This is a genomic window from Schumannella sp. 10F1B-5-1 (assembly GCF_006517535.1).
Lineage (GTDB): Bacteria > Actinomycetota > Actinomycetes > Actinomycetales > Microbacteriaceae > Schumannella.
Map to the genome: position 1 here is coordinate 504489 of NZ_VHQH01000039.1, position 25882 is coordinate 530370.

Annotated in this window: 26 protein-coding genes; 1 reads left to right on the plus strand and 25 read right to left on the minus strand. The window is 73.6% G+C overall.

The features are described 5' to 3' along the window. Window positions 1-7: 7 nt before the first annotated feature. From hisG to pyrR, 19 genes are all read right to left on the minus strand, one after another. Complete coding sequence (hisG, locus tag FJ658_RS13100) at window positions 8-847, minus strand: ATP phosphoribosyltransferase (RefSeq protein WP_141145801.1); 840 nt, start codon at window positions 845-847, stop codon at window positions 8-10. 63 nt (window positions 848-910) lie between these two features. Then, window positions 911-1174, minus strand: a complete 264-nt coding sequence (locus FJ658_RS13105; protein ID WP_141145802.1) for a phosphoribosyl-ATP diphosphatase — start codon at window positions 1172-1174, stop codon at window positions 911-913. A gap of 94 nt (window positions 1175-1268) precedes the next feature. After that, a complete protein-coding gene (locus tag FJ658_RS13110; RefSeq protein ID WP_141145803.1) occupies window positions 1269-1640 on the minus strand; it encodes an FKBP-type peptidyl-prolyl cis-trans isomerase in 372 nt (123 codons plus the stop codon). Window positions 1641-1671: 31 nt separating this feature from the next. Beyond that, entirely contained in the window at window positions 1672-2364 is a 693-nt protein-coding gene (gene rpe, locus FJ658_RS13115; protein WP_255447718.1) for a ribulose-phosphate 3-epimerase, read from the minus strand. A 37-nt stretch (window positions 2365-2401) separates the two neighbouring features. After that, window positions 2402-4045 carry an RsmB/NOP family class I SAM-dependent RNA methyltransferase gene (locus FJ658_RS13120; RefSeq protein WP_141145804.1) on the minus strand — a complete coding sequence of 548 codons (1644 nt, stop codon included), beginning with the start codon at window positions 4043-4045 and terminating at the stop codon, window positions 2402-2404. Continuing rightward, window positions 4042-4962, minus strand: coding sequence for a methionyl-tRNA formyltransferase (fmt, locus tag FJ658_RS13125; RefSeq protein WP_141145805.1), 921 nt, complete (start codon window positions 4960-4962; stop codon window positions 4042-4044). Before fmt ends, FJ658_RS13120 begins: the two co-directional genes overlap by 4 nt. 253 nt (window positions 4963-5215) lie before the next feature. Continuing rightward, the gene (locus tag FJ658_RS13130; protein ID WP_255447719.1) at window positions 5216-7336 is read right to left on the minus strand and encodes a primosomal protein N'; all 2121 of its coding nucleotides are present in this window, start codon (window positions 7334-7336) and stop codon (window positions 5216-5218) included. A 1-nt stretch (window position 7337) separates the two neighbouring features. Then, a complete protein-coding gene (metK, locus tag FJ658_RS13135) occupies window positions 7338-8534 on the minus strand; it encodes a methionine adenosyltransferase (RefSeq protein ID WP_141145806.1) in 1197 nt (398 codons plus the stop codon). A 65-nt stretch (window positions 8535-8599) separates the two neighbouring features. Continuing rightward, entirely contained in the window at window positions 8600-9823 is a 1224-nt protein-coding gene (coaBC, locus tag FJ658_RS13140) for a bifunctional phosphopantothenoylcysteine decarboxylase/phosphopantothenate--cysteine ligase CoaBC (protein WP_141145807.1), read from the minus strand. A gap of 34 nt (window positions 9824-9857) precedes the next feature. Beyond that, complete coding sequence (gene rpoZ / locus FJ658_RS13145) at window positions 9858-10127, minus strand: DNA-directed RNA polymerase subunit omega (RefSeq protein WP_141145808.1); 270 nt, start codon at window positions 10125-10127, stop codon at window positions 9858-9860. Window positions 10128-10188: 61 nt separating this feature from the next. Beyond that, window positions 10189-10950, minus strand: coding sequence for a hypothetical protein (locus FJ658_RS13150; RefSeq protein ID WP_141145809.1), 762 nt, complete (start codon window positions 10948-10950; stop codon window positions 10189-10191). A 32-nt stretch (window positions 10951-10982) separates the two neighbouring features. Next, window positions 10983-11888: a guanylate kinase gene (gene gmk, locus FJ658_RS13155; RefSeq protein WP_141145810.1), complete on the minus strand. Its 906-nt coding sequence runs from the start codon at window positions 11886-11888 to the stop codon at window positions 10983-10985. Beyond that, a complete protein-coding gene (pyrF, locus tag FJ658_RS13160) occupies window positions 11885-12763 on the minus strand; it encodes an orotidine-5'-phosphate decarboxylase (protein ID WP_141145811.1) in 879 nt (292 codons plus the stop codon). The genes gmk and pyrF overlap by 4 nt, the downstream gene beginning before the upstream one ends. Beyond that, window positions 12756-16067, minus strand: a complete 3312-nt coding sequence (gene carB / locus FJ658_RS13165) for a carbamoyl-phosphate synthase large subunit (RefSeq protein ID WP_141145812.1) — start codon at window positions 16065-16067, stop codon at window positions 12756-12758. Before carB ends, pyrF begins: the two co-directional genes overlap by 8 nt. Beyond that, window positions 16067-17230: a glutamine-hydrolyzing carbamoyl-phosphate synthase small subunit gene (gene carA / locus FJ658_RS13170; RefSeq protein WP_141145813.1), complete on the minus strand. Its 1164-nt coding sequence runs from the start codon at window positions 17228-17230 to the stop codon at window positions 16067-16069. The genes carB and carA overlap by 1 nt, the downstream gene beginning before the upstream one ends. Beyond that, window positions 17227-17778, minus strand: a complete 552-nt coding sequence (locus FJ658_RS13175; RefSeq protein ID WP_141145814.1) for a hypothetical protein — start codon at window positions 17776-17778, stop codon at window positions 17227-17229. Before FJ658_RS13175 ends, carA begins: the two co-directional genes overlap by 4 nt. After that, the gene (locus tag FJ658_RS13180; protein ID WP_141145815.1) at window positions 17775-19088 is read right to left on the minus strand and encodes a dihydroorotase; all 1314 of its coding nucleotides are present in this window, start codon (window positions 19086-19088) and stop codon (window positions 17775-17777) included. Before FJ658_RS13180 ends, FJ658_RS13175 begins: the two co-directional genes overlap by 4 nt. Beyond that, the gene (locus tag FJ658_RS13185) at window positions 19085-20038 is read right to left on the minus strand and encodes an aspartate carbamoyltransferase catalytic subunit (RefSeq protein WP_141145816.1); all 954 of its coding nucleotides are present in this window, start codon (window positions 20036-20038) and stop codon (window positions 19085-19087) included. Before FJ658_RS13185 ends, FJ658_RS13180 begins: the two co-directional genes overlap by 4 nt. Beyond that, a complete protein-coding gene (gene pyrR, locus FJ658_RS13190; protein ID WP_141145817.1) occupies window positions 20035-20610 on the minus strand; it encodes a bifunctional pyr operon transcriptional regulator/uracil phosphoribosyltransferase PyrR in 576 nt (191 codons plus the stop codon). The genes FJ658_RS13185 and pyrR overlap by 4 nt, the downstream gene beginning before the upstream one ends. Window positions 20611-20779: 169 nt before the next feature. On the opposite strand from pyrR, the gene FJ658_RS13195 reads away from it, so the two are divergent. Further along, the gene (locus FJ658_RS13195) at window positions 20780-21220 is read left to right on the plus strand and encodes a MarR family winged helix-turn-helix transcriptional regulator (protein WP_141145818.1); all 441 of its coding nucleotides are present in this window, start codon (window positions 20780-20782) and stop codon (window positions 21218-21220) included. Window positions 21221-21250: 30 nt separating this feature from the next. Here FJ658_RS13195 and nusB read toward each other — a convergent pair whose 3' ends face one another. The 6 genes from nusB to aroC form a co-directional block, all read right to left on the minus strand. After that, on the minus strand, window positions 21251-21712 hold the full coding sequence (gene nusB, locus FJ658_RS13200; RefSeq protein ID WP_141145819.1) for a transcription antitermination factor NusB: 462 nt from the start codon (window positions 21710-21712) through the stop codon (window positions 21251-21253). Further along, entirely contained in the window at window positions 21709-22272 is a 564-nt protein-coding gene (gene efp / locus FJ658_RS13205) for an elongation factor P (protein WP_141145820.1), read from the minus strand. Before efp ends, nusB begins: the two co-directional genes overlap by 4 nt. A 167-nt stretch (window positions 22273-22439) precedes the next feature. Next, window positions 22440-22877, minus strand: a complete 438-nt coding sequence (locus FJ658_RS13210; protein WP_141145821.1) for a type II 3-dehydroquinate dehydratase — start codon at window positions 22875-22877, stop codon at window positions 22440-22442. A 38-nt stretch (window positions 22878-22915) separates the two neighbouring features. Further along, window positions 22916-24037 (minus strand): 3-dehydroquinate synthase, encoded by a 1122-nt coding sequence (aroB, locus tag FJ658_RS13215; RefSeq protein WP_141145822.1) that lies wholly within the window; start codon window positions 24035-24037, stop codon window positions 22916-22918. After that, the gene (locus FJ658_RS13220) at window positions 24034-24564 is read right to left on the minus strand and encodes a shikimate kinase (protein WP_141145823.1); all 531 of its coding nucleotides are present in this window, start codon (window positions 24562-24564) and stop codon (window positions 24034-24036) included. Before FJ658_RS13220 ends, aroB begins: the two co-directional genes overlap by 4 nt. Continuing rightward, window positions 24561-25760: a chorismate synthase gene (gene aroC / locus FJ658_RS13225; protein ID WP_141145824.1), complete on the minus strand. Its 1200-nt coding sequence runs from the start codon at window positions 25758-25760 to the stop codon at window positions 24561-24563. Before aroC ends, FJ658_RS13220 begins: the two co-directional genes overlap by 4 nt. Window positions 25761-25882 lie beyond the last annotated feature (122 nt).

A 25882-nucleotide genomic window follows, 5' to 3' on the forward strand; every position in this document is an offset into this window, starting at 1 on the left:
CGCGCCCCTAGATGCGGGCCGCGTGGATCGGGCTGACCAGGATCGCGCGCGCGCCGAGCTCGTACAGCTCGTCCATCACCTGGTTCGTGTCGGAGCGCGGCACCATGGCGCGCACCGCGAGCCAGCCGGTGTCGGCCAGCGGCGACACCGTCGGCGACTCGAGGCCGGGCGTGACGGCCGTGGCCTTCTCGAGCAGCTCGGCCGGCAGGTCGTAGTCCATGAGCACGTAGCGGCGGGCGACCATCACGCCCTGCAGGCGGCGCTGGAACGTCGAGAATCCCGGGATGCCGTCACGGGCCGCGATCAGCACGCCCGTCGACTCGAGGATGACCGGGCCGAAGATCTCGAGGCCCTGGTTGCGCAGCGTCGTGCCGGTCGAGACGACGTCGGCCACCGCATCCGCGACGCCCAGACGCACGGCCGACTCGACCGCGCCGTCGAGGCGCACGAGGGTCGCGTTCACGCCGTGGCGCTCGAGGAAGTCGCCGACGAGGGTGTCGTAGCTGGTCGCCACGCGCACGCCCTCGAGGTCCTTCAGGTCGGAGAAGCGGCCGGCGGGACCCGCGAAGCGGAACGTCGAGCCGCCGAAGTCGAGCGCCTCGACCTCGAGCGCCGGCGAGTGCGAGTCGAGCAGCAGATCGCGGCCCGTGATGCCGATGTCGAGCGCACCCGAGCCGACGTAGGTCGCGATGTCGCGGGGCCGCAGGTAGAAGAACTCGACGTCGTTGCGGGTATCCGCGACGATCAGCTCCTTGCTGTCGCGGCGGGTGGCGTAGCCGGACTCGTGCAGCATCTGCACGGCGGTCTCGGAGAGCGTGCCCTTGTTCGGCACGGCGATGCGGAGCATTCGGGGTTCACCTTTCGCCGCGCTGCGCGGCGGATCGAGGACAGGAGGTCTGGCTGGGGTGGATCAGAGATGTCGCCAGACGTCTGCCGGGGTGAGGCCCTTGGCGACCATGAGCACCTGCAGGTGGTAGATCAGCTGCGAGATCTCCTCGGCCGTCTCCTCGTCGCTCTGGTACTCGGCGGCCATCCACACCTCGGCGGCCTCCTCGACGATCTTCTTGCCGATGGCGTGCACCCCGGCGTCGAGCTGCGCGACGGTGCCGCTGCCCGCGGGGCGGGTGGCGGCCTTCTCGCTGAGCTCGGCGAACAGGGCGTCGAAGGTCTTCATCGCGACAAGGGTATCGGGCGGCGCGGGGTGCGGATGACCGCGGGCCCGGATCCGTGGAGAGGATCCGGGCCCGCGGTCGGCTGGTCGGCTCGGGTCAGGCCTTGACGCCGAGCAGATCGATCACGAAGACGAGCGTGCGACCCGACAGGCGGTGCCCCGAGCCGGCGGGGCCGTAGGCCAGGTGCGGCGGGCAGACGAGCTGGCGGCGGCCGCCGACCTTCATGCCGGGGATGCCGTCTTTCCAGCCCTGGATGAGGTTGGTGAGCGGGAACTGGATCGACTGTCCGCGGCTCCAGCTGGAGTCGAATTCGTCGCCCGACTCGAAGTCGACGCCGACGTAGTGCACGTCGACGGTCGCGCCGGGGGTGGCCTCGGCGCCGTCGCCGACCTCGAGGTCGGTGATCACGAGCTCGGTGGGAGCGGGGCCCTCGATGAAGTCGATCTCGGGCTTGGTCTTGTCAGTCATGCGACCAGTCAAGCAGGTCTGCGGCATCCGGTCAGTGCCGGTGCGAAGCCGCGGCCGCCGCGGCACGCAGCCCCGCGATCGCCTCGCCGGCGTGCGGAGCGCCGTAGACGCTCGACCCGGCGACGAAGGTGTCGGCGCCTGCCTCGGCCGCCACGCCGATCGTGTCGAGGGTGATGCCGCCGTCGACCTGCAGCCACACCTCGGAGCCCGTGGCGTCGGCGGCGGCGCGCACGGCCGCGACCTTGGCCATCTGGTCGGCCATGAACGACTGCCCGCCGAAGCCCGGCTCGACCGTCATGACGAGGACCTGATCGAACTCCGGCAGCAGCTCGAGATACGGCTCGACCGCGGTGCCGGGCTTCAGCGCGATGCCGGCGCGCGATCCGATCTCGCGCAGGCGCCGCGCCAGGTTCACGGGCTCCTCGGTCGCCTCGGCGTGGAAGGTGACCGAGAACGCGCCGAGCTCGGCGTAGCCGGGAGCCCAGCGGTCGACGTCGGCGATCATCAGGTGCACGTCGAGCCCGATCGGCGAGACGGCCTGGATGCGCTGCACCATCGGCGGGCCGAAGGTCAGGTTCGGCACGAAGTGGTTGTCCATGACGTCGACGTGCACGTAGTCGGCGTCGGCGATGCGCTCGAGCTCGGCCTGCATGTTGACGAAGTCGGCCGACAGGATGCTCGGCTCGATGCGGGGCGCGGGGTGATCGGCGGGGCGGGAGGTCACGGTGCGACCCTACCGAGGCGCTTCTCGAGCGGACCTGTCACTCCGCGTCGACCGTCAGCAGCTGGATGAACATCGCGTCGGTGCCGTGCGCGTGCGGCCACAGCTGCGCGGCCGTGCCGGCCGGCAGCCCCAGGTCGCGCGTCGCGATCGGCGCGAGCGCCGCGGGCGTATCGAGGGCGCGGAGCCCGGGACGCCGGGCGAGCGCCCCGGCCACCACGTCGCGGGTCTCAGCGAGGTGCGGCGAGCAGGTCACGTAGGCGATCAGGCCTCCCGGCTTCAGGGCGGCGACCGCCGCATCCAGCAGCTCGGCCTGGAGCCCCGCCAGCTCGGCGACGTCGCCCGGCTGCTTGCGCCAGCGCGCCTCGGGCCGGCGGCGCAGCGCTCCGAGCCCGGTGCAGGGGGCGTCGAGCAGGATGCGGTCGAACTGCCCGGGGCCGGTCACGGTGCCGACGGCGCCGGTGCCGAAGCGGCGTCCGTCGCCCTCGACGACCGTCGGCGGCTCGGGCAGGGCGCCGAGCGCCCGGCGCACGAGTCCGGCGCGGGCGGGCACGAGCTCGTTGGCGAGCAGGGTCGCTCCCCCGGCGGCGGCCTCGGCCGCGAGCAGCGCGGCCTTGCCGCCCGGACCCGCGCAGAGATCGAGCCAGCGCTCCCCCGGGCCGACCGCGCGAGCGCGGCTCAGCACGAGGGCGGCGAGCTGCGAGCCGGAGTCCTGCACGCGGGCGCGCCCGGAGCGCACGGCGGGGATCGCCGCGGGGTCGCCGGCCGTCACGACCAGGCCGAGCGGCGAGACGCCCTCGACATCGGCGGAGCCCTCGGACGCGCCGTCGCGAGCGCCGGCATCGACCGCGACGTCGGCGGGCTCCACGAGCCCCGGCAGCGCGACCAGGTTCACGCGCGGCGGCACGTTGTCGGCGTCGAGCAGACGCTCGAGCTCGTCGTCGCGGCCATCGGCGGCGAGCGCGTCGCGCAGAGCGGAGACCACCCACTCGGGATGCGCGTGCTCGACCGCGAGGCGGGCGTCGCCGTCGACGTGGGCGGTGGCCCGGCGCATCCACGCCTCGGCGTCGTCGCGCGAGATCGTGCGCAGCACGCCGTTGACGAAGCCGGAGGCGTTCTTCGCGCCGGCCGCGCGGGTCAGCTCGACCGACTCGTCGACGGCCGCGTGCGCGGCGAGGCCCATGCCGAGCAGCTGGTGCGCTCCGAGACGCAGCACGTCGAGCACCGGCGGGTCGATGCGGTCGGTCTCGCGTCCCGCGGCGAGCTCGATCACGCGATCGTAGTAGCCCAGGCGGCGCAGGGTGCCGTAGGCGAGCTCGGTCGCGAAGCCGGCATCCCGCCCCGTCAGCCCGGCTTCGACGATGCGGTTGGGCAGCAGCAGATTCGCGTAGGCGTCGTCGGCCGTGACGGCGCGGATCACGTCGAAGGCGACCCGACGGGGCACCGTGACGCGCGGGCGCGGAGCCGGCGGGTTCGCGGCGCGATCGGCACGACGGCGGTCGCGCTCGGCGCGCTCGGCGCGGTCCCGGCGCTCCTCGCGGGCGTCGCGCGCGTCGCGGTCGTCGCGCGGGGCGTCGCGCCCGTCCCGCCGCCGGTCGCTCGGCCGGCCGCCGTCGTCGCGCCGCGGGCGACGGGGCGCGTCGCCGCGCCCCGCACCGTCACGTCCTCCGGATGCGCCGCTCACGAGAGCACCGTCGCACCCTGGCGTCCGCGCCACCAGTCGGCGGCGCGCATCCCCTTCTTGCCGGCGGGCTGCACCTCGGTCAGCTCGACCGGGGTGTCGGCCGTGCCGACCACCACCTGGCCGGCGCGCAGGTCCACGGCGCCCGGGGCGAGCGGGCCCACGTCGTGCGCGAGGGCACCCGCCAGCACCTTGAACCGGTCGCCGTCGAGCGTCGTCCACGCGCCCGGCTCGGGGGTCACGCCGCGCAGCCGCGCGACGAGCTCGGCGCCGGGCCGGGTCCAGTCGAGGCGGCCGTCGTCGAGCGTCAGCTTCGGGGCGAAGCTCGGCTCGCCCTGCTGCTCGACGGCGGCGAGGGTGCCGTCGGCGAGGCCGTCGACAGTGCGGGTCAGCAGCTCGGCGCCCGAATCGGCCAGGCGTGTCAGCAGCTCGCCGGCCGTGCTGTGGCGGCCGACCGGGGTCGCCTCGGTCGCGAGCAGGGGGCCCGCATCCAGTTCTTCGACCAGGCGGAACACGCTCGCGCCCGTCGTCTCGTCGCCCGCGATCAGCGCGTGCTGCACGGGAGCCGCACCGCGCCAGGCCGGCAGCAGCGAGAAGTGCAGGTTGATCCAGCCGAGGCGCGGGGCGCTGAGCAGCGGCTCGCGGATCAGACCGCCATAGGCGACCACCACGCCCAGATCGGCCTCGAGGGCGATCAGCTCGTCCGCGACCGGAGCCAGGCGCGCGGCGCGCACGACCGGCACACCCGCCTCCTCGGCGAGCTGCGCGACCGGCGTCGGCGTCAGCACCCGCTTGCGCCCCTGAGGCGTGTCGGGGCGGGTCACGACGGCGGCGACCTCGTGCGGGGAATCGAGCAGGCGCCGCAGGCTCGGCGCGGCGGCGGCGGGCGAGCCCGCGAAGATCAGGCGGAGCGGGGTCATCCCGATGATCCTCCCACGCGGGCGCGTGACGGGCCGCGCGCATCCGCACGCCCACACGGGTCGAGAGCACGGGCGCGGGTGGCCGCAGATGCACGCCCGACGCGGCGTGTCACGTACATTCCTGGCCACCCGCGGACTCCCCGGTCACGAGGCTGGCCACGAACGTACGGCTGACCCGGCGTGTCGCGAGCATTCGTGGCCAGCCTCGAAACGGCGTGCGGGCGACTCGTGCGCGGCGGAGCGGAACCGCGCGCTACTCGTCGAAGGGGGCCGGGTCGTCGAAGAGCACGCGCAGCGGCACCGGCTGCCGCCCGCGGCGACGCTGGTCGGGCCGCGCGCTGCGGCGGGCCGACGACAGCCGGATCATCTCCGCGCGCAGCTCGGCCGCGACCTCGCCGGCCGCTGCGTAGTCCATCCGCACGATCGCCCGCACGAGCCCCTCGGGCTGCGGCAGCGGGCCGAGCACGTCGAGTCCCGGCCGCTGGACGCGATCGAGTGCTCCGGCGACGACGTCGGGCGGGCCCAGCAGGGTCGCCGTGCGCACGGCGGGCGGGAAGCGCAGCGGGCGCCGATCGGCGAGCTCGCCGCGGGCGTAGTCGGCCAGGCGCCAGGTGCTGAGCGCCGAGGCGAGCGCTCCGCCGACGCCCACCAGCACGGTCGGCGCGTCGTCGGCGGCCAGCGCGGTCGCATCCGCCCACCACCGCAGGCAGTCCTCGCCGACGCGCAGGCTCTCGCGCGCGACCATGCGCTCGCCGTCGAGCAGCACGACGGCGCGGTAGCCGCCGGCCGCGATCGGCTCGGCGCCGCGCGTCGCGATCACCAGCGCGGGCGCGGCGTCGACGTGCTGCACGGGATGCTCGCCGTCGGCGACGATGACCCGCTCGCCCGGGAAGGCGCGGCCGAGGTCCTCGGCGGTGCGCAGCGACCCGCTGCCGCGCGGACGCAGCTTCACGCCGTCGCAGGAGGCGCACTGCCACTGCGAGTCGGGCACGCCGCACCACAGGCAGCTCACCGCGCCGCCGCGCCCGCGCTGCTGCAGCGGACCGCCGCAGTGGCGGCAGCGCGCCGCGGCGCCGCAGTCGGCGCAGGCGAGTCCCGGGGCGAATCCGGGACGGGCGACCTGGAACAGCACGGGCCCCGTGCGCAGCGCCTCCCTCGCGGTGCGCCAGGCGCTCGACGGGATGCGCGCCCGCTCGGCGAGCTCGTCGCGCGCCGTCAGGTTGGCGCTGGGCAGCACCGACGGCCGCGGCACCCGGGCCGGCGTGGCCTCCTCGACGAATCCGATCTCGACGAGCCGCTGCACCTCGGTCGTGCGCCCGTGCCCGGCGAAGAGCAGCGCGCCGCCCTGCTGCTGCTGACGCAGCAGCGCCGCATCCCGGGCGTGCACATAGGGGGCGTGGGGCTCGCGGTGCAGCGGGTCGCCGTCGTTCCAGAGCGCGATCAGCGCGAGCCGCTCGGCCGGGGCGTAGACCGCCGAGCGGGTTCCGACGACGATGCGCGGGCCGTCGATCGCGCGCAGGAGCGCACGGTAGCGCTGCGACGGCGTTCCGCCGGAATCCCAGCGCACGATCGCCTCGTCGGGCACGAGCGCGCTCAGCGCCGCGGTGAGCTGATCGATGTCGCGGTAGTCGGGCACCGCGAGGATCGCGGATCCGCCGGTCACGAGCGCCAGCCGAGCCGCCTCGGCGAGGGTGACCGCCCAGCGGCCCACCCAGTCGCCCGCCGGGGTCTTCGTCACCCCGGTCAGCGCCTGGAGCGCGGCGCGCCGACCCTCGCGCACGATCGCGTCGAGCGTATCGGGCGCGTGCGCGCTGATCGTCGGCGGCGCCGTGACCTGCGGGGGCGCATCCACGCCCGGCTCGCGCTCGAGCCAGGCCTTCTCGACGCGCGCCTGCCGCTTCGGCAGGGCCAGTCGCAGCACGTCCGACGCCGAGCCGGCGGCGCGGGTCGAGACGCCGCGCGCCAGCGCCCAGACCTCGGGGCGCAGCACCGGCACCGGCGAGACGACCGCCTCGAGGTCGCTCAGCGGCCCCGGGAACTCCTGCTGGTCGGTCAGATCCACGACGAGGCCGTCGACGGTGCGGCCGACCGTGCGCAGCGGCACGCGCACGCGCACGCCCGGCCCCAGCGACGGCTCGCCGCGCAGGAGCTCCGGGATGCGGTACTCCAGCAGCCGGTCGAGCTGCGGCAGCGGCGAGTCGATGACGACGCGCGCGACCGTCGGGCCGACGCACTCAGCCGGCGTCGGCGCGGAGGCCGGCGCGGGCGTCGGCGCCGACGTCGGCGCCGAGGGCTCGACCGACCCGGTCGTCGAGCCCGAGCCGGCGGAGTCCGGCGCCGCGGCGCCGGACTCCGCGGACCCGGGAGCCGTCACCTCAGAGTCCGGCGGACTCGCGGAGCGCATCCACGCGGTCGAGGCGCTCCCAGGTGAAGTCGGGCAGCTCGCGGCCGAAGTGGCCGTAGGTGGCCGTCGGGGCGTAGATCGGGCGCAGCAGGTCGAGGTCGCGGATGATCGCCGCGGGGCGCAGGTCGAAGACCTCGCGGATCGCGGCGGTCAGGCGCTCCTCGGGCACGTGCGCCGTGCCGAAGGTCTCGACGTAGAGCCCGACCGGCGCGGCGGCGCCGATCGCGTAGGCGACCTGCACCTCGAGGCGGTCGGCGAGTCCGGCCGCGACGGCGTTCTTGGCGACCCAGCGCATGGCGTAGGCGGCCGAGCGGTCGACCTTCGACGGGTCCTTGCCGCTGAACGCGCCGCCGCCGTGGCGGGCGGCGCCGCCGTAGGTGTCGACGATGATCTTGCGGCCGGTGAGCCCGGCGTCGCCCTGCGGGCCGCCGATCTCGAAGCGGCCGGTCGGGTTGACGAGCACCTTGTGCGCTCCCGAGTCGAGGTCGACCTCGGCGAGCACCGGGTCGATCACGAGCTCGCGGACGGCCGCGCGCAGGTCGTCGAGCGCGATGGAGGGCGCGTGCTGGGTCGACAGCACGACGGTGTCGATCGTGCGCGGCGTCGTGCCCTCGTAGCCGATCGTGACCTGCGTCTTGCCGTCGGGCCGCAGCCAGTCGACGACGCCGTCGTGCCGCACACGCGACAGGCGCTCGCTCAGCCGGTGCGCCAACCAGATCGGCAGCGGCATGAGCGACGGGGTCTCGGTCGTGGCGAAGCCGAACATGATGCCCTGGTCGCCCGCGCCCTGCCGGTCGAGCTCGTCGATGCTCGCCTGCTCGCGCGCCTCGTAGGCCGAGTCGACGCCCTGCGCGATGTCGGGCGACTGCCCGCCGATCGACACGGTCACGCCGCAGGAGCGGCCGTCGAACCAGACATCCGACGAGGTGTAGCCGATGTCGGTGATGCGCTTGCGCACGATCCCGGGGATGTCGACGTAACCGGTCGTCGAGACCTCGCCGGCCACGTGCACGAGGCCGGTGGTCACGAGCGTCTCGACCGCGACGCGGGCGCCCGGGTCGACCTCGAGCAGCGCATCCAGGATCGAGTCGCTCACCTGGTCGCAGATCTTGTCGGGGTGACCCTCGGTGACCGACTCCGACGTGAACAGGCGCAGGGGGGTGCTCATGGGCGCTCCGGGATTCTGGTGGTGCGGGCGCCGCCGCGGGCCGATCGGGCCCCGGCGGCGACGGACTAGCTGACGAGATCGAGGATACGGTCGGCGACCGACGCTTTACTCCCCGTGGCCTCGGCCACGATGCCGCCGGCCGCGTCGATCACGATGATCTCGTTCGTCTCGGCGGCGAAGCCCTCGGTCCAGCCGACCCGGTTCAGCACGAGCAGGTCGACGCCCTTGCGCTCCGCCTTGGCGCGGCCGAGCGCGAGCTGCGCATCCCGGTTCGTCTCGGTCTCGGCGGCGAAGCCGATGATCGTCTGACCCGCGCGGCGCGCGGCCGTGAGCTCGCGCAGGATGTCGGGGTTGCGGCTCAGGCGCAGGGCGAGCTCGTCGCCCTGGTCGTCTTTCTTGATCTTGGCGGTGGCGACCTCGACCGGGCGGTAGTCGGCGACGGCCGCGGCCATGATGACGACGTCGTGATCGGGCGACTCGGCGAGGGCGGCGCGCCGCAGCTCCTCGGCCGTGCCGACGGCGACGACGCGCACGCCCGTCGGGGCGGCGACGTCGAGGTTCGCCGCGAGCAGCGTGACGTCGGCTCCGCGGGCGGCGGCGGCCAGGGCCAGGGCGACGCCCTGGCGGCCCGAGGAGCGGTTGCCGACGAAGCGCACCGGGTCGATCGGCTCGCGCGTGCCGCCGGCCGTGACGAGCACGCGGCGGCCGGCCAGGTCGCCGGTGGAGCTCGAGGAGGCGCCCGCCGTCGAGCCGGCGGCGGACGACCCGGACGCGACAGCGAGCGCCGCCGCGACGATCTCGTCGGGCTCGCTCATGCGGCCGGGGCCGCTGTCGGCGCCTGTGAGCTGGCCGTCTGCGGGGCCGACGATCGTGCCACCGCGCTCGCGCAGGGTCCGGATGTTGGCGACGGTCGCCGGGTTCTGCCACATCTCGGTGTGCATCGCCGGGGCGATCACGAGCGGCGCGCGCGACGCGAGCACGGTCGTGCCGAGCAGGTCGTCGGCGATGCCGTTCGCGAGCTTGGCGATCGCGGCGGCCGTGGCCGGGGCGATCACGATCAGGTCGGCGCGCTGGCCGAGGCCGACGTGCCGCACCTCGCTCACGTCGTCGAAGACCGACGTCGTGACGGGGTTGCGGCTGATCGCCTCCCAGGTCGGCAGGCCCACGAACCGCAGCGCCGCCTCGGTCGGCACGACGTGCACCTCGTGCCCGGCGAGCACGAGGGCGCGCACGACGCCGACGGCCTTGTAGGCCGCGATGCCGCCGGTCACGCCGACGACGACGTTCACGCCGCTGCTCGTCCGGTCGCCGCTGTCGAGCGGATTACTCGGCGTCGGCGTTCGCGTCGGCGGCGAGGACGAGCTTGTCCTCGTTGATCTCGTGGAGGGCGACCGACAGCGGCTTGTCGTCGATCGTCGAGTCGACCAGCGGGCCGACGTTGTCGAACAGCGAGCCCTCGTGCAGGTCGGCGTAGTAGTCGTTGATCTGGCGGGCGCGCTTCGAGGCGAAGATGACGAGCTGGTACTTCGACTCCACCTTCGAGAGCAGGTCGTCGATCGGCGGGTCGATGATGCCGGAGTTCTTGTCGGCCATGGGATGCGCTCCTGACGGTTCGGAGGAAAAGACTCTCGATTCTAGCTGACGCCGAGCCCGTTCAGCTCTCGGCGCGCATCTGATCGAGCAGCCGGAAGGCGTCGACCTCGTCGCGCGGACCGCCGGTGTCGCCGAAGCGCACCCCCTGCGGGGCGCCGACCAGCTCGATGAGGAAGGCGAGCTCGAGCGCCTGCTCGGGCCGCAGCCCCGGGTCGAGATGCGCCACGAGGGCGCCCCACTGCTGACCGGAGGCGGTCGTGCACGGCATCACGACGCCGGCGTAGCGCGGGTCGACGCTGGCGCGGATGGCCGGACCATTGCGGACGAGCAGCACGAGCTCGCCGTCGCCGTCGAGCCCGCCGACGCCGGGATCCGACAGCAGCGGCGAGTTCCGGGCGCGACTGCGCAGCGCACGGAAGCTCGTGCGCACGACGAGCGCCAGGTCCGTCCACCGGATCAGCGGCACGCTCGGCAGATGGATGCCGGACATCGAGACGCCGATGAACGCGGTCGGGCCGTCGCCGAAGTAGGGGCGCTGCGCCTCCGTCTCGGCCCGCATCCGCTCCCGCTTGGCGCGGGCCTCGTACTGGCCGACGAAGAACAGCGTCGGATTGTGCTGGGCGATCGACATGTAGGTCCAGTAGGTGCCGTTCGGGTCCCTCACGCGCGGCGCGGCGGCGGCGAGCGAGTACTCGAAGCCGAAGCGGCCGCCGTCACGGAACCACGACCACCACTGTGCGCGATCGGCGCTGAACGCCGGGGTCGGGGCGGGCGCGGCCGGATAGCGCGAGACCAGCGTGCCGGCGTCCGCCCACACCGGCATCGTTGCGGGGAGGGACTGACCGGCGGGGAGCACTAGACCGTGCCCGCGTCGAGCTGCGCCACGACCGCGGCGGCGGCCCGGGCGACGTCGTCGTTGACCACCTCGACGTCGAACTCGCCGACCGCGGCGAGCTCGACCTTGGCCGTCTCGAGTCGGCGCGCCTGCTCCTCGGAGCTCTCGGTGCCGCGCCCGATGAGGCGTCGCACGAGCTCCTCCCAGGTGGGCGGCAGCAGGAAGACGAGCAGCGCCTCGGGCATCGACGCGCGCACGGCGCGGGCGCCCTGCAGGTCGATCTCGAGCAGCACGCTGCGCCCGGTGGCGAGCGCCGCGTCGATCGGACCGCGCGGTGTGCCGTAGCGGGAGGCGTTGTGGACGGTCGCCCACTCGAGGAACTCGCCCTCGTCGATCATGCGGTCGAAGTCGGCGTCGCTGACGAAGTAGTAGTGCTCGCCCTCGACCTCGCCGGGGCGCGGGGGCCGCGTCGTGGCCGAGACGCTCAGCAGCACCTCGGGGTACTGCTCGCGGATGTGGCGCGAGACGGTGCCCTTGCCCACGGCGGTGGGGCCGGCCAGCACCACGAGACGACCGGTGCGCGCCGCGGTGGAGCGGTCGCGCATCCAGCTGCGCAGCCGGGTGCGCTGGCGCACCCCGAGTCCGCCGACGCGCTTCGACGCCGCGATGCCGAGCTCGGCCATGGCGCGGTCGGCGCGCAGCGGGCCGACGCCCGGGATGCTCGTCAGCAGCTCGCGCACCCGCATCGACGACTCGGGGCTGCGCGGGTCGCCGCCCGACCAGGCGGCCTCGGCGACCGAGAGCGGGGTGCGGCGGCGCTCGGCGACGTCCTTCTTGACGACGGCGCGGGCACGGCGGGCGGCGACGGCGGCCTGCGCGGCCGCGACGCGGTCGACCTCGGGAGGGGTCGTGCTGCTGCCGGTCATGCGCCGAGCTCCGCGGTCGCGGCGTCGAGGCGGGCCCCGAGCTCGTCGACCGGGCCGGCGAGCAGCTCGCGCGACGACGAGGCCAGCACCTGGCGCGCGGCGTCGCCGTAGAGCGAGCGCAGGTCGCCGAGACGCGCGCCCTGGGCTCCGAAGCCCGGGGCGAGGATCGGCACGCCGATCAGGTCGGCCGGGCGGATGCCGTAGTCGATCAGGCGCACGGTCGCGCCGATCACGACGCCGACGTCGCCGAGCGAGCCGCGCTCGGCCGCCTCGGCGGCGCGGGCGGCGGCCTCGGCCACGATCGACGCGGCGACCGTGCGGCCGCGGTGCGCTCCCCCGCCGAGCACGGCGGTCTGCAGCGCGCGGGCCTCGGGGTTGCTCGTCGCGGCCAGCACGAAGACACCGGCGCCCGACTCCCCCGCGGTCGCGATCGCGCCGTCGAGCGAGCCGAAGCCGAGGTAGGGGCTCAGCGTCACGGCGTCGGCGGCGAAGGGCGCGCCCGACGCCGACCACGCGGCGGCGTAGCCGTCCATGGTCGAGCCGATGTCGCCGCGCTTCGCGTCGGCGATCACCAGCAGTCCGGCGGCGCGGGCCGCCGCGAGCACCTCGGCGAGGGCATCCAGCCCCGCCGCCCCGTGCCGCTCGAACAGCGCCACCTGCGGCTTGACGATGCCGACGCGGGGGGATGCCGCATCCACGGCCCGCAGACCGAAGTCACGCAGGCCGCTCGCGTCGTCGGCGAGGTCCCAGCCGGCGAGCAGCGCCGGATGCGGGTCGATGCCGAGGCACAGCCCCGTGCGCGCCGCGATCGCGGCGGCCAGGCGGTCGCCGAAGCGACCGCCCGCGCCGACCGCCGACGCCGACGACTCAGGCACCGGCCGGCACCTCCGCGCCGCGCGCCCGGTCGAGCGCGTAGTCCTGCAGGCTGCGCACCTCGATCGGCAGGTGCTTCTCGTCGAAGGTCGCGACCGCGGCGGTGAGCTGGGCGATCGAGGTGAACAGAGGCTTGTCGTTCGCGACCGAGGCGGTGCGGATCTCGTAGCCGTCGGCGCGCGAGCTGCGGCCGCTGGGCGTGTTGATGATCAGGTCGACCTTGCCCTCCTCGATCAGCTCCACGATCGAGGGCTCGCCCGCGACCGTGTCCTGACCCAGGTACCACTTGCGCACCGAGGTGGCCGGGATGCCGTTGCGGGCCAGCACCTCGGCGGTGCCGTCGGTCGCGAGGATCTGGAAGCCGAGCTGGTGCAGGCGCAGCACCGGCAGCACGACCGCGCGCTTGTCGCGGTCGGCGACCGAGACGAAGACGGTGCCGCCCTCGGGCAGGCCGCCGTAGGCCGCATCCTGGCTCTTGGCGAAGGCGCGCGGGAAGTCGCGGTCGATGCCCATGACCTCGCCGGTCGAGCGCATCTCGGGCCCGAGCACCGAGTCGACGACGCGGCCCTCGATCGTGCGGAAGCGCTTGAACGGCAGCACGGCCTCCTTGACCGACACCGGAGCATCCAGGGGCACCTGCGAGCCGTCGTGCGCGGGCAGGAGGCCCGAGTCGACGAGCTGGCCGATCGTGCGGCCCACCATGATGAGCGACGCGGCCTTCGCCAGCGGGATGCCGAGCGCCTTCGATACGAACGGCACGGTGCGCGAGGCGCGCGGGTTGGCCTCGAGCACGTAGAGCACGCCGGCGCCGATCGCGAACTGCACGTTGAGCAGGCCGCGCACGCCGACGCCCTCGGCGATCTTGCGCGTGGCCTCGATGACGCGCTGCTGCACGTCGCGGCCCAGGGTCACGGGCGGCAGGGTGCAGGCAGAGTCGCCGGAGTGCACGCCGGCCTCCTCGAGGTGCTCCATGATGCCGCCGATGTAGAGGCTCTCGCCGTCGAACAGCGCGTCGACGTCGATCTCGATCGCGTCGTCGAGGAAGCGGTCGACGAGCAGCGGCGAGCCGGGGCCGATGATGGCCTGGTCGCGCACGCGGTCGAAGTAGTCCTCGAGGTCGGGCGTCGAGTAGACGATCTCCATGCCGCGGCCGCCGAGCACGAAGCTCGGGCGCACCAGCACCGGGTAGCCGATCTCCTCGGCGACGCGCACGGCGCTCGGGGCGTCGGTCGCGGTGCCGTTGCGGGGGGCCAGGAGGCCCGCCTCGTCGAGGATGCGCGAGAACTCGCCGCGCTCCTCGGCCAGGTCGATCGCCGCCGGGGTCGTGCCGAGGATCGGCACGCCGGCCGCCTCGAGGCCCTTCGCCAGGCCCAGGGCGGTCTGACCGCCGAGCTGCACGACGACGCCCACGAGCTCGCCCGACTTCGACTCGGCGTGGATGACCTCCAGCACGTCCTCGAGCGTCAGCGGCTCGAAGTAGAGCCGGTCGCTCGTGTCGTAGTCGGTCGACACCGTCTCGGGGTTGCAGTTGATCATGATCGTCTCGAACCCGGCGTCGTGCAGCGCGAAGCTCGCGTGCACGCAGCTGTAGTCGAACTCGACGCCCTGGCCGATGCGGTTCGGGCCCGAGCCGAGGATGACGACCTTGCGGCGGTCGCTCGGCGCGATCTCGGTCTCGAGGTCGTAGCTCGAGTAGTGGTACGGCGTGATGGCCGGGAACTCGCCGGCGCAGGTGTCGACCGTCTTGTAGACCGGGCGCACGCCGAGCTGCCAGCGCAGGTTGCGCACCTCCTGCTCGGTGAGGCCGCGCAGCTCGGCGATCTGGGCGTCGCTGAAGCCGTGGTCCTTGGCGAGCACGAAGAGGTCCGCATCCAGCTTGCCGAGCCCCGCGATGCGATCGGCTACCTCGTTGATCAGCACGATCTGGTCGAGGAACCACGGGTCGATCGCCGTGGCGTCGAACACCTCCTCGATCGTCGCGCCGGCGCGGAAGGCCTGCTGCACCGTGACGATGCGGCCGTCGGTCGGGGTCTTCGCCTTCTCGAGCAGCGCCGACTTCGAGCCGGGCTCGCCCTGCCAGTGGAAGCTCGATCCGCGCTTCTCGAGCGAGCGCAGCGCCTTCTGCAGCGCGGTGGAGTAGTTGCGGCCGATGGCCATCGCCTCGCCGACGCTCTTCATGGTCGTCGTGAGGGTCGCATCCGCCGACGGGAACTTCTCGAAGGCGAAACGCGGCACCTTGACGACGATGTAGTCGAGCGTCGGCTCGAAGCTCGCCGGGGTGACCTGGGTGATGTCGTTCGGGATCTCGTCGAGGCGGTAGCCGAGCGCCAGCTTCGCCGCGATCTTGGCGATCGGGAAGCCGGTCGCCTTCGACGCGAGCGCGCTCGAGCGCGAGACGCGCGGGTTCATCTCGATCACGATCACGCGGCCGTTGGTCGGGTCGATCGCGAACTGGATGTTGCAGCCGCCGGTGTCGACGCCCACCCGGCGGATGATGTCGATGCCGATGTCGCGCAGGTTCTGGTACTCGCGGTCGGTCAGCGTGAGGGCGGGCGCGACCGTGATCGAGTCGCCCGTGTGCACGCCGACCGCGTCGACGTTCTCGATCGAGCAGACGACGACCGTGTTGTCGGCCGTGTCGCGCATGAGCTCGAGCTCGTACTCCTTCCACCCGAGGATCGACTCCTCGAGCAGCACCTCGGTGGTGGGCGACTGGTGCAGGCCGTCGGTGACCATGCGGATCAGCTCGGCCTTGTCGTAGGCGAAGCCCGAGCCGAGGCCGCCCATCGTGAACGAGGGGCGCACGACGAGCGGGTAGCCGAGGTCGTCGGCGCCGGCGATCGCCTCGTCGACCGTGTGCACGATGTGGCTGCGGGCCACGTCGGCGCCCGATTCGAGCACGAGCTCCTTGAACAGCTGGCGGTCCTCGCCGCGCTGGATGGCATCCACCTTCGCGCCGATCAGCTCGACGCCGTGCTTGGCCAGGATGCCGGCCGCGTCGAGCGCGATCGCGGCGTTGAGCGCGGTCTGGCCGCCCAGCGTCGGCAGCACCGCGTCGGGCTTCTCCTTGATCAGGATCGCCTCGAGCGACTCGGTCGTGATCGGCTCGATGTAGGTCGCGTCGGCGAAGTCGGGGTCGGTCATGATCGTCGCCGGGTTCGGGTTGACGAGGATGACGCGCACCCCCTCGGCGCGCAGCACGCGGCAGGCCTGCGTGCCGGAGTAGTCGAACTCAGCGGCCTGGCCGATGACGATCGGGCCGGACCCGATGACGAGGACGCTGTTGATGTCGTCGCGCTTGGGCATTACTGCTGAGCTCCCTGGCTGGCCTGGCGGGCGAGCACGAGCTCGCGGAAACGGTCGAAGAGGTAGTCGGAGTCGTGCGGGCCGGCCGCCGCCTCCGGGTGGTACTGCACCGAGAAGGCTGGCACGTCGAGCGCGCGCAGGCCCTCGACGACCTGGTCGTTGAGGCCCACGTGGCTGACCTCGACGCGGCCGAAGCCGGCCGGGCTGTCGACGACGCCCTCGACCGGCGCATCCACCGCGAAGCCGTGGTTGTGCGCCGTGATCTCGATGCGGCCGCTGGCCTTGTCGAGCACCGGCTGGTTGATGCCGCGGTGGCCGAAGGGCAGCTTGTAGGTGCCGAAGCCGAGCGCGCGGCCGAGCAGCTGGTTGCCGAAGCAGATGCCGAAGAACGGCAGACCCTCGCGCAGCACGCCCTGCAGCAGCTCGACGTGGTCGCCCGAGGCCTCGGGGTCGCCGGGGCCGTTGGAGTAGAAGACGGCGACGGGCTCGATGGCGAGGATGTCGGCCAGCGTCGACGACTGCGGCATGACGTGCACGTCGAAGCCGCGCTCGGAGAGGCGGTTGACCGTGGCCTGCTTGACGCCGAGGTCGAGCACGGCGAGGGCGCCGAGGCTCTGCTGCCCGTCGGCGACGACGGCGGGGGTGACCTGGGTCTCGGCGACCGAGACCTCGCCTGAGAGGTTGAGGCCGCGCATGTCGCGTCCGGCGCGCACGGCGGCGAGCTGCTCCTCGGGGTCGAGGCACGCGTCGTCGCCCGAGAACACGCCGGCGCGCAGGGCGCCGACCTCGCGGATGCGGCGGGTCAGGGCGCGGGTGTCGATGCCCGAGATGCCGACGATGCCGTTGTCGACGAGGTCGTCGTCGAGGCTGCGCTGGGCGCGGAAGTTCGACACGACGCGGCTGGGGTCGCGCACGACGTAGCCGGCGACCCAGATGCGTCGCGACTCGGGGTCTTCGTCGTTGACGCCGGTGTTGCCGATGTGCGGCGCCGTCTGCACCACGATCTGGCCGGCGTAGCTGGGGTCGGTCAGCGTCTCCTGGTAGCCGGTCATGCCGGTCGTGAAGACGGCCTCGCCCAGGGTGCGGCCACGTGCGCCGTAGGCGCGGCCGGTGTAGCGGGTGCCGTCTTCGAGGACCAGGACGGCGGGGTCGGCGGAGGTCATGCGGACTCCTTCGGAGCGGCGGGGGCGGCCGCGTCGGCGGTCGGCTCCCCGGTGTTCGGCGCGTCGGCGGTGGCCGGCGCGAGTCGGTGGAGCGCGGCGAGCAGCGCAGCGGGCTGCTCGGAGCGCAGGTAGGTGTCGACGTCGTCGCCCGCGAGCGTCCAGCCGAGCAGCACGAGGCCGTCGCGCTCGACGACGCGGTCGATCGTCCAGGTCGCGCGGCCGGCGCCGCGCAGGTCGTCGGCGGGGATCCAGCGGGCCGGGGCGCCGGCGAGCTCGAGCAGCACGCCGCGGTCGGTCACCGTGACGACCGTGCGGGCGCGGAAGCCGAGCCCGGCCACGGCGATGCGGTCATAGGGATCGCCGGCGCGCGTGGTGGCGACGTAGAGCAGGTCGTCGCGCAGCAGCTCGGCGCCGAGGTCGGCCGGGATCGGCGTGGTGCTGTCGAGGCCGGTCTGGCTGCGCGCGCGACGCCGCCAGGCGAGGATGCCGAGGGTCACGACGGCCAGGAAGCCGACGAGCACGATCGCCCAGATGAGCTCGCGGGTCACGCGGTCGTCACCTCCGCCGGCTCGAGCAGCGCGCCGTCGAGCACGGTCGGCCGGCCGTCGTGCACGACCGCCATGACGCGGCCCGGCAGGCTGCGGCCGAGGAACGGCGAGTTGACGCTCATGCCGTGCAGGCGGGCGACGTCGAAGTCGGAGCGGGCCGCCGCATCCACCAGGGTGATGTTCGCCGGGCTGCCGACCGCGAGCGGCGCGTCGTAGCCGGTGACGCGGCCGATGCGCGCGGGCGTCGTCGAGAGCACGCGCGCGACGCCCGACCAGTCGAGCAGGCCGGTCTCGACCATGGCCTCCTGCACGACGGCGAGGGCCGACTCGAGCCCGACCATGCCGACCGCGGCCTCGGGCCAGGCGCACTCCTTGGCCTCGACCGGATGCGGGGCGTGGTCGGTGGCGACGATGTCGATCGTGCCGTCGGCGAGGGCGGCGCGCAGCGCGAGCACATCCTCCTCGCGGCGCAGCGGCGGGTTGACCTTGTAATGCGGGTCGTACGTCGCCGCCAGCTGCTCGGTCAGCAGCAGGTGGTGCGGCGTGACCTCGGCCGTCACGTCGATGCCGCGGGCTTTGGCCCAGCGCACGATGTCGACGCTGCCGGCCGTGGAGACGTGGCAGATGTGCAGGCGCGCGCCCACGTGCTGGGCGAGCAGCACGTCGCGGGCGATGATCGACTCCTCGGCGACCGCCGGCCAGCCGGCCAGGCCGAGCTCGCTGCTCAGGGCGCCCTCGTTCATCTGGGCGCCCTCGGTCAGGCGGGGCTCCTGCGCGTGCTGGGCTACGACGCCGTCGAAGGTCTTCACGTACTCGAGCGCGCGGCGCATGAGCAGCGCATCCGACACGCACTTGCCGTCGTCGCTGAACACGCGCACGGCGGCGCGCGAGGCGGCCATCGCGCCGATCTCGCTGAGTCGCTCGCCGCCGAGGCCGACCGTGACCGCGCCGACCGGCCGCACCGTGGCATAGCCGTGCTGCGCGCCGAGCGAGGCGACCTGCTCGACCACGCCGGCCGTGTCCTGCACGGGCAGCGTGTTGGCCATCGCGTGCACCACCGTGAAGCCGCCGGCCGCCGCGGCGCGGGTGCCGGTGAGAACGGTCTCGCTCTGCTCGAAGCCGGGCTCGCGCAGGTGCGTGTGCAGGTCGACGAGGCCGGGCAGCGCCTGCAGTCCGTCGGCGTCGATCACGCGGCCGCCGTCGGCCGACAGACCGGAGCCGGTCTCGACGATCGCGCCGTCCTGCACGCGCAGATCGGCGCGGGTGCCGTCCGGCAGCGTCGCCGCCGTGATGAGGAGATGCTGGGTCATGCGTCCGTCCCGTCGTTTCCCGAGAGCACCAGGTAGAGCACCGCCATCCGTATCGACACCCCGTTCGTGACCTGCTCGAGCACGACCGATCGGGCCGAGTCGGCCGCGGCCGAGCTGATCTCGAGGCCGCGGTTCATGGGTCCGGGGTGCAGCACCATCGTATCCGCGCCGAGCCGGGCGAAGCGCTCGGCCGAGAGGCCCCACTCGCGCGCGTACTCGCGCTCGTTGGGGAAGAATCCCGAGGTCATGCGCTCGGCCTGCACCCGCAGCATCATGAGCGCATCGGGGCGGGCGGCGATCGCCGCGTCGAGGTCGTGGCCCGCCGTGACCGGCCATCTCTCGATCGAGCCGGGCAGCAGCGTGGCCGGCGCGACCAGCGACACCTCGGCGCCGAGCGTCGAGAGCAGCCAGACGTTCGAGCGCGCGACGCGCGAGTGCACGATGTCGCCGACGATCGTGACCCGCACGCCGTCGAGGTCGCGGCCGCGGGATCCGGCGCCGTGAAGGCGCTTGCGGATCGAGTAGGCGTCGAGCAGGCCCTGCGTCGGGTGCTCGTGGGTGCCGTCGCCGGCGTTGACGACGGCCGCGTCGATCCAGCCGCTGCCGGCGAGCGTCGCGGCGGCGCCCGAGGCGGGGTGGCGCAGCACCACCGCATCCACGCCCATCGCGGCGATCGTCTGCGCGGTGTCCTTCAGGCTCTCGCCCTTCGACACGCTCGAGCCCTTGGCGCTGAAGGTGATGACCTCGGCGCTCAGCCGCTTCGCCGCGGCCTCGAAGGAGAGGCGGGTGCGGGTGGAGTCCTCGAAGAAGAGGTTCGCGACCGTCTTGCCGCGCAGGGTGGGCAGCTTCGGAACGGCGCGCGTCGCGACGTCGGCCATGTCCTCGGCGAGGTCGAGGATGCGCACGGCGTCGACGCGGCTGAGGTCGCGAGTCGAGAGCAGGTGCTTCATGCCGCACCCCCGTCGCCCGCGGCGGCGGTGTCGCTCACCGCGGCGCCCTCGATCGCGACGCTGTCGTCGCCGTCGATCTCGGCGAGGCGCACGTTGACGCGCTCGGCGGCGGCGCTCGGCAGGTTCTTGCCCACGAAGTCGGCGCGGATCGGCAGCTCGCGGTGGCCGCGGTCGACCAGCACGGCCAGGCGCACGGCACGCGGGCGACCCAGATCGCCGATCGCGTCGAGCGCGGCACGGATCGTGCGGCCCGAGTAGAGCACGTCGTCGACGAGCACGACCGTGCGGCCGTCGATGCCCGCTCCGGGCACGCGGGTCGGGCTCGGCGTGCGCGTCGGGTGCCGGTCGAGATCGTCGCGGTACATCGTGACGTCGAGGGCGCCGACGGGGATGTCGCGCTGCTCGAGCGAGCCGATGATGCCGGCGATGCGCTCGGCGAGCATCACCCCGCGGGTGGGGATGCCGAGGAGGACGAGATCGTCGGAGCCGCGGTTGCTCTCGAGGATCTCGTGCGAGATGCGGGTCAGCGCCCGCTGGATGTCAGCTTGCTGCAGCACAGTGCGCACAGCCATCCTGACCTCCTTCCCCGCCTCTCTGGACGGAACTTAAAGGATGTCGAAACGTCCACGACCCTAGCATCCGCGCGACGTCGCTCCGCACGGATCGCCGGGCGCGGGCGTAGGGTCGGCAGCAGAGGGAGCCGCGGCGGAGGCCGCGCGCGGGAGGACCTCACGGAGCGTCATGAGCATGATCACCCGGCACGCCGCCGACGACGGATTCGAGATGGCTCACGCCCTCGCGCTCGCGGTCGGCCGGGTGAACCGGCGCATGCTGCGCGCCGGCGGCTCGCTCAACCACGCGCACCTGGCGGCGCTCGCCACCCTGCAGCGCGACGGCGCCCTGCGCCTCGGAGAGCTGGCCCGGCGCGAGCAGGTCTCGGCGCCGTCGATGACCCGCACGGTGACCGAGCTCGAGGCGCGCCAGCTGGTCGAACGCCGCCCCGACGCGAACGACGGACGCTCGGTCATCGTGCAGCTCACCGCGCACGGCCTCGAGACGGTGACGCTGGCCCGGTCGGAGCGGGCGGGCATCCTCGCCGAGCTGTTCGACCGGCTCGACCCCGAGCAGCAGCGCGCGCTCACCGGCGCTCTGCCGGCGCTGCAGCGGCTCGCCGAGCTCTAGCCGAGTCGGCCGACCTCTTGGGCTCGCCGGCTACTCGCCCTCGTCGCCGACCGGCAGGTCGATGTGCGGAGCCGCCTCGGGCTTCGGCACGCGCGCGACCGCGGCCAGCAGCCCGTTGAGGAAGCCGGCCGAGTCGTCGGTGCTCAGCACGGTCGCCGACTCGACGGCCTCCGAGATCGCGACGCCGTCGGGCACCTCGGCGTTGTAGAGGATCTCCCACGCCCCGACGCGCGCGATCGCGCGGTCGAGCACCGGCATGCGGTCGAGCGTCCAGCCCTGCGCGTGCTCGGCGATGATGCGGTCGATCTCGGCCTTGTTGTCGTCGACGCCTTCGACGATCTGCTTCGCGTACTCCCACGACGCCCGGCGGTCGGGCTCATCGAGGGCGCGCGTCGCCTCCTCACCCAGCAGCTGCCAGATGGGCAGCTCGCGCAGGTCGGCGCCGTAGAGCAGGTCGATGGCGCGCTTGCGGGCCTTGCTGCGGGCGCTCACTCGGTGACGCGACCCAGGTAGTCGCCGCTGCGGGTGTCGACCTTGACCTTGGTGCCCGAGTTGAGGAACAGCGGCACCTGGATCTCGTGGCCGGTCTCGAGGGTCGCGGGCTTCGTGCCGGCGCTCGAGCGGTCGCCCTGCAGGCCGGGCTCGGTGTAGGTGACCTCGAGCACGACCGAGGCGGGCAGCTCGACGTAGAGCGGCGAGCCCTCGTGGCTGGCGATCGTGACGGTCTGGTTCTCGAGCATGTAGTTCGCGGCGTCGCCGACGGTCGCGGCGGGCACGGTGACCTGGTCGTAGTCGCTCATGTCCATGAACACGAAGTCGGCGCCGTCCTTGTACAGGTACTGGAAGTCACGGCGGTCGACGGTCGAGAAGTCGATCTTGGTGCCGGCGTTGAAGGTGCGGTCGACGACCTTGCCGCTCATCACGTTCTTGAGCTTGGTGCGCACGAACGCGCCGCCCTTGCCCGGCTTGACGTGCTGGAACTCGATCACGTTCCACAGCTGCCCGTCGATGCTCAGCACGCTGCCGTTCTTGATGTCGTTCGTCGTGGCCATGTGTCGTTCTCCAGTCGGTTCCGTCGCGGGGCGCCCGTGCGGTGAGCCGGGGAATCGCCCGGACGATCTTACAGTCCGAGGCGAGACCGCCCGGCGAGCGGGCCGGAATGGGGTCGAGGCGTGCCGATCGCGCCCGCCGCGCGGCGCTCTGGCGACCGAGAGCCGGCTCAGGCCGCGGCGCCGACGGCGCGCAGCGCGAGCGCGTAGCTGTCGAAGCCGAAGCCCGCGATCACGCCGGTGGCGACGCCGGAGATGACCGAGCGGTGCCGAAACTCCTCGCGCGTGTGCGGGTTCGAGATGTGCACCTCGACGAGCTTCAGCTCGGCCTTCGTGACCAGGGCCGCCGCATCCCGCAGCGCGTAGCTGTAGTGCGTGAAGGCGGCGGGGTTGAGGATCACGTCATGCCGCGCATCCACGGCCTCGTAGAGCCAGTGGATGAGCTCGGCCTCGTCGTCGGTCTGGCGCAGGTCGATCTCGACGCCCTCGGCGGCGATCCCGGTCAGCGCGACGCGCAGTGCCGAGAGGTCCTGGCTGCCGTAGACGTCGGGCTCGCGGCTGCCGAGCCGCCCGAGGTTCGGTCCGTTGAGCACGAGCACGCGGGTCATGGCGTCCACCGTAGCGACATCCTCCCTCGCGGCCTGGCTCAGCCCGCGATCTCCTGGTACGCCGCGAACAGCAGGTGCTCCTCGGGTCCGTTGAGCACGGCCGGCTTGCCGATCGCGTCGAGCACGATGAAGCGCAGCATGCCGGCGCGGGCCTTCTTGTCGCGCTGCATCGTGGCGAGCAGGGTCTTCCAGCGGCCGACCGGGTACGTCGAGGGCAGCGACAGCAGATCCAGGATGCGCCGGGTGCGGTCGACCGCCTCGTCGTCGAGTCCGCGGGTCAGTCGCGACAGCTCGGCCGCGAACACCATGCCGATCGCGACGGCCGCGCCGTGGCGCCACTGGTACCGCTCGGCGTGCTCGATCGCGTGGCCGAGCGTGTGGCCGTAGTTCAGGATCTCGCGCAGGCCCTGCTCGGTGAAGTCCTCGCCGACGACGCGCGCCTTGACGCCGATCGCCAGCTCGACCAGGCGGCGCAGGCGGGGCGAGGCCGGGTCGGTCGCGTCGTCGGGGTCCTGCTCGATGAGGTCGAGGATCTCGGGCTCGGCGATGAATCCGGCCTTGACGATCTCGGCGAAGCCGGCGAGCAGCTCGTTGCGCGGCAGCGTGTCGAGCCAGGCCAGGTCGACGAGCACCTGCGCGGGCGCGTGGAAGGCGCCGACGAGGTTCTTGCCCTCGGCCGTGTTGATGCCGGTCTTGCCGCCGACCGCCGCATCCACCATGCCGAGGATCGTGGTCGGCAGCTGCACGACCTTGACGCCGCGCAGCCAGGTCGCGGCGACGAAGCCCGCGAGGTCGGTGGTCGCTCCCCCGCCGAGGCCGATGACGGCGTCGCTGCGGGTGAAGTCGGTCTGGCCCATGACCTGCCAGCAGAACGCGGCGACCTCGACGCGCTTGGCGGCCTCGGCGTCGGGCACCTCGGCGAGGTAGACCTCGAAGCGGCCGGAGAGGGCGTCGCGCAGCGCCTCGGCGCGGGCGCCGAGCGTCGGCGCGTGAACGACGAGCACCTTGCGAACGCCGGCGCCGAGCGCCTCGGGGATCAGCCCGTCGAGGCCGCGGCCCACGACGATGTCGTAGCCGGGCGAGCCCGCGACGGGGACGCGGGTGACGTCGCCGCCGGTCTCGGCGCCCCCGTGCGGGGCGGTGGCGGTGTCGTCGCTCATGCGGTCTCCTTGCCGGTCTGCGCGCGCCACCAGTCGGCCAGCTCGCTCGCGAGGCGGTCGATGGGCAGGCGCGAGGTGTCGATGCGGTGCGTGGCGAGCTGCTCGTAGATCGGGCGCCGCTCCTCGGCGATGCGGATCCAGTCGGCCACGCCGCCGCGCACGAGCGGCCGCTTGCCGTTCGCGAGCCGCGCCTCGACGGCCTCGGGCGAGGACCAGAGCAGCACGACCCGCTCGGTCGCGAGCGCGGCGCGGGTCTGCGCGTCGAGCACGGCGCCCCCGCCGAGCGACACGACGCCGCCGGCCGCCAGGGCGCCGGCGACCGCGTCGCGCTCGAGAGCGCGGAAGTGCGGCTCGCCGTGCGTGTCGAAGAGCTCGGCGATCGGCCCGTGCTCGGCGACCACGATCTTGTCGGTGTCGGCGAACGGCGCGCCGATCAGGCGGGCGACGCGCTTGCCCAGGCGGGTCTTGCCCGAGCCCATCGGTCCGATCAGCACGAGCTCGGCGCGGGGAGCCGGCGTCGCGGTCATCCCGTGATCGTCGCCGTGCGCAGCGCCTCCGGGATGGCCGCGAGGTAGCTCTCGAGGTTGCGCTTCGTCTCGGCGACCGAGTCGCCGCCGAACTTCTCGAGCACCGCATCCGCGACGACGAGCGCGACCATCGCCTCGGCGACGACGCCCGCGGCGGGCACGGCGCAGACGTCGGAGCGCTGGTGGTGCGCCGGCGCAGCCTCGCCGGTGCTCACGTCGATCGTGCGCAGCGCGTGGGGAACGGTCGCGATCGGCTTCATGCCGGCGCGCACGCGCAGCACGGTGCCGGTCGACATGCCGCCCTCGGTGCCGCCCGCGCGGTCGCTGACGCGCTCGATCAGGTCGTCGCCGACGACGAGCTCGTCGTGCGCGGCCGATCCGCGACGGCGGGTCGTCTCGAAGCCGTCGCCGACCTCGACGCCCTTGATCGCCTGGATGCCCATGAGCGCCGCGGCGAGGCGCGAGTCGAGGCGGCGGTCCCAGTGCACGAAGCTGCCGAGTCCCGGCGGCACGCCGTAGGCGAGCACCTCGACGACGCCGCCGAGCGTGTCGCCCTCCTTGTGCGCGTCATCCACCTCGGCGACCATGCGCTCGCTCGTGGCGGGGTCGAAGCAGCGCAGCGGATCGGCGTCGAGCGTCGCGACGTCGTCGGGGCCGGGCAGCGGCGCGCTCTCGGGCACGCGCACGGGACCGATCGACAGCGTGTGACTGACCAGGCGGATACCGAGCTCGGCCAGGAAGGCACGAGCGACGGCGCCGAGCGCGACGCGGGCCGCGGTCTCGCGGGCGCTCGCGCGCTCGAGCACCGGGCGGGCCTCGTCGAAGCCGTACTTCTGCATGCCGACGAGGTCGGCGTGACCGGGGCGCGGGCGGGTCAGCAGCGCGCCGCGGCCGGTCTCGAAGACGGACGGGTCGACGGGCTCGGGGCTCATCACCTGCGTCCACTTGGGCCATTCGGTGTTGCCGACGCGCAGCGCGACCGGGCCGCCCATGCTGAGGCCGTGACGCACCCCGCCGGAGAGGTTCAGCTCGTCGGCCTCGAACTTCATGCGGGCGCCGCGGCCGTAGCCGAGCTTGCGGCGGGCCAGATCGGCCCGGATGTCGTCGAGCGACACCGGCACGCCGGCCGGAAGCCCCTCGAGGATGGCCAGCAGTTCGGGCCCGTGGGACTCGCCCGCGGTCAACCAGCGCAGCATGCGATCAGAACTCCATCAGTGCGTCAGACGCGTGTCTCGCGCCGCACGCGGACCCGCGGCGGCACGCTGTCGATCCTCCCACAGCGCGCGCGGCGCTTCGCGCGGGGTCCCCCTGCCGACGC

Coding starts and splice junctions, on each gene's coding strand:
- metK (WP_141145806.1), bottom strand. CDS start 8,534: ATGAGCACCCCCCTGCGCCTGTTCACGTCGGAGTCGGTCACCGAGGGT.
- efp (WP_141145820.1), bottom strand. CDS start 22,272: ATGGCCACGACGAACGACATCAAGAACGGCAGCGTGCTGAGCATCGAC.
- FJ658_RS13150 (WP_141145809.1), bottom strand. CDS start 10,950: ATGCCGGTGTGGGCGGACGCCGGCACGCTGGTCTCGCGCTATCCGGCC.
- fmt (WP_141145805.1), bottom strand. CDS start 4,962: ATGACCCCGCTCCGCCTGATCTTCGCGGGCTCGCCCGCCGCCGCCGCG.
- aroC (WP_141145824.1), bottom strand. CDS start 25,760: ATGCTGCGCTGGTTGACCGCGGGCGAGTCCCACGGGCCCGAACTGCTG.
- FJ658_RS13195 (WP_141145818.1), top strand. CDS start 20,780: ATGAGCATGATCACCCGGCACGCCGCCGACGACGGATTCGAGATGGCT.
- carA (WP_141145813.1), bottom strand. CDS start 17,230: ATGACCTCCGCCGACCCCGCCGTCCTGGTCCTCGAAGACGGCACCCGC.
- hisG (WP_141145801.1), bottom strand. CDS start 847: ATGCTCCGCATCGCCGTGCCGAACAAGGGCACGCTCTCCGAGACCGCC.
- FJ658_RS13220 (WP_141145823.1), bottom strand. CDS start 24,564: ATGACCGCGACGCCGGCTCCCCGCGCCGAGCTCGTGCTGATCGGACCG.
- gmk (WP_141145810.1), bottom strand. CDS start 11,888: ATGACCGGCAGCAGCACGACCCCTCCCGAGGTCGACCGCGTCGCGGCC.
- pyrR (WP_141145817.1), bottom strand. CDS start 20,610: ATGGCTGTGCGCACTGTGCTGCAGCAAGCTGACATCCAGCGGGCGCTG.
- FJ658_RS13105 (WP_141145802.1), bottom strand. CDS start 1,174: ATGAAGACCTTCGACGCCCTGTTCGCCGAGCTCAGCGAGAAGGCCGCC.
- FJ658_RS13210 (WP_141145821.1), bottom strand. CDS start 22,877: ATGACCCGCGTGCTCGTGCTCAACGGACCGAACCTCGGGCGGCTCGGC.
- FJ658_RS13110 (WP_141145803.1), bottom strand. CDS start 1,640: ATGACTGACAAGACCAAGCCCGAGATCGACTTCATCGAGGGCCCCGCT.
- FJ658_RS13185 (WP_141145816.1), bottom strand. CDS start 20,038: ATGAAGCACCTGCTCTCGACTCGCGACCTCAGCCGCGTCGACGCCGTG.
- aroB (WP_141145822.1), bottom strand. CDS start 24,037: ATGAGCGACGACACCGCCACCGCCCCGCACGGGGGCGCCGAGACCGGC.
- FJ658_RS13180 (WP_141145815.1), bottom strand. CDS start 19,088: ATGACCCAGCATCTCCTCATCACGGCGGCGACGCTGCCGGACGGCACC.
- rpoZ (WP_141145808.1), bottom strand. CDS start 10,127: ATGGCCGACAAGAACTCCGGCATCATCGACCCGCCGATCGACGACCTG.
- carB (WP_141145812.1), bottom strand. CDS start 16,067: ATGCCCAAGCGCGACGACATCAACAGCGTCCTCGTCATCGGGTCCGGC.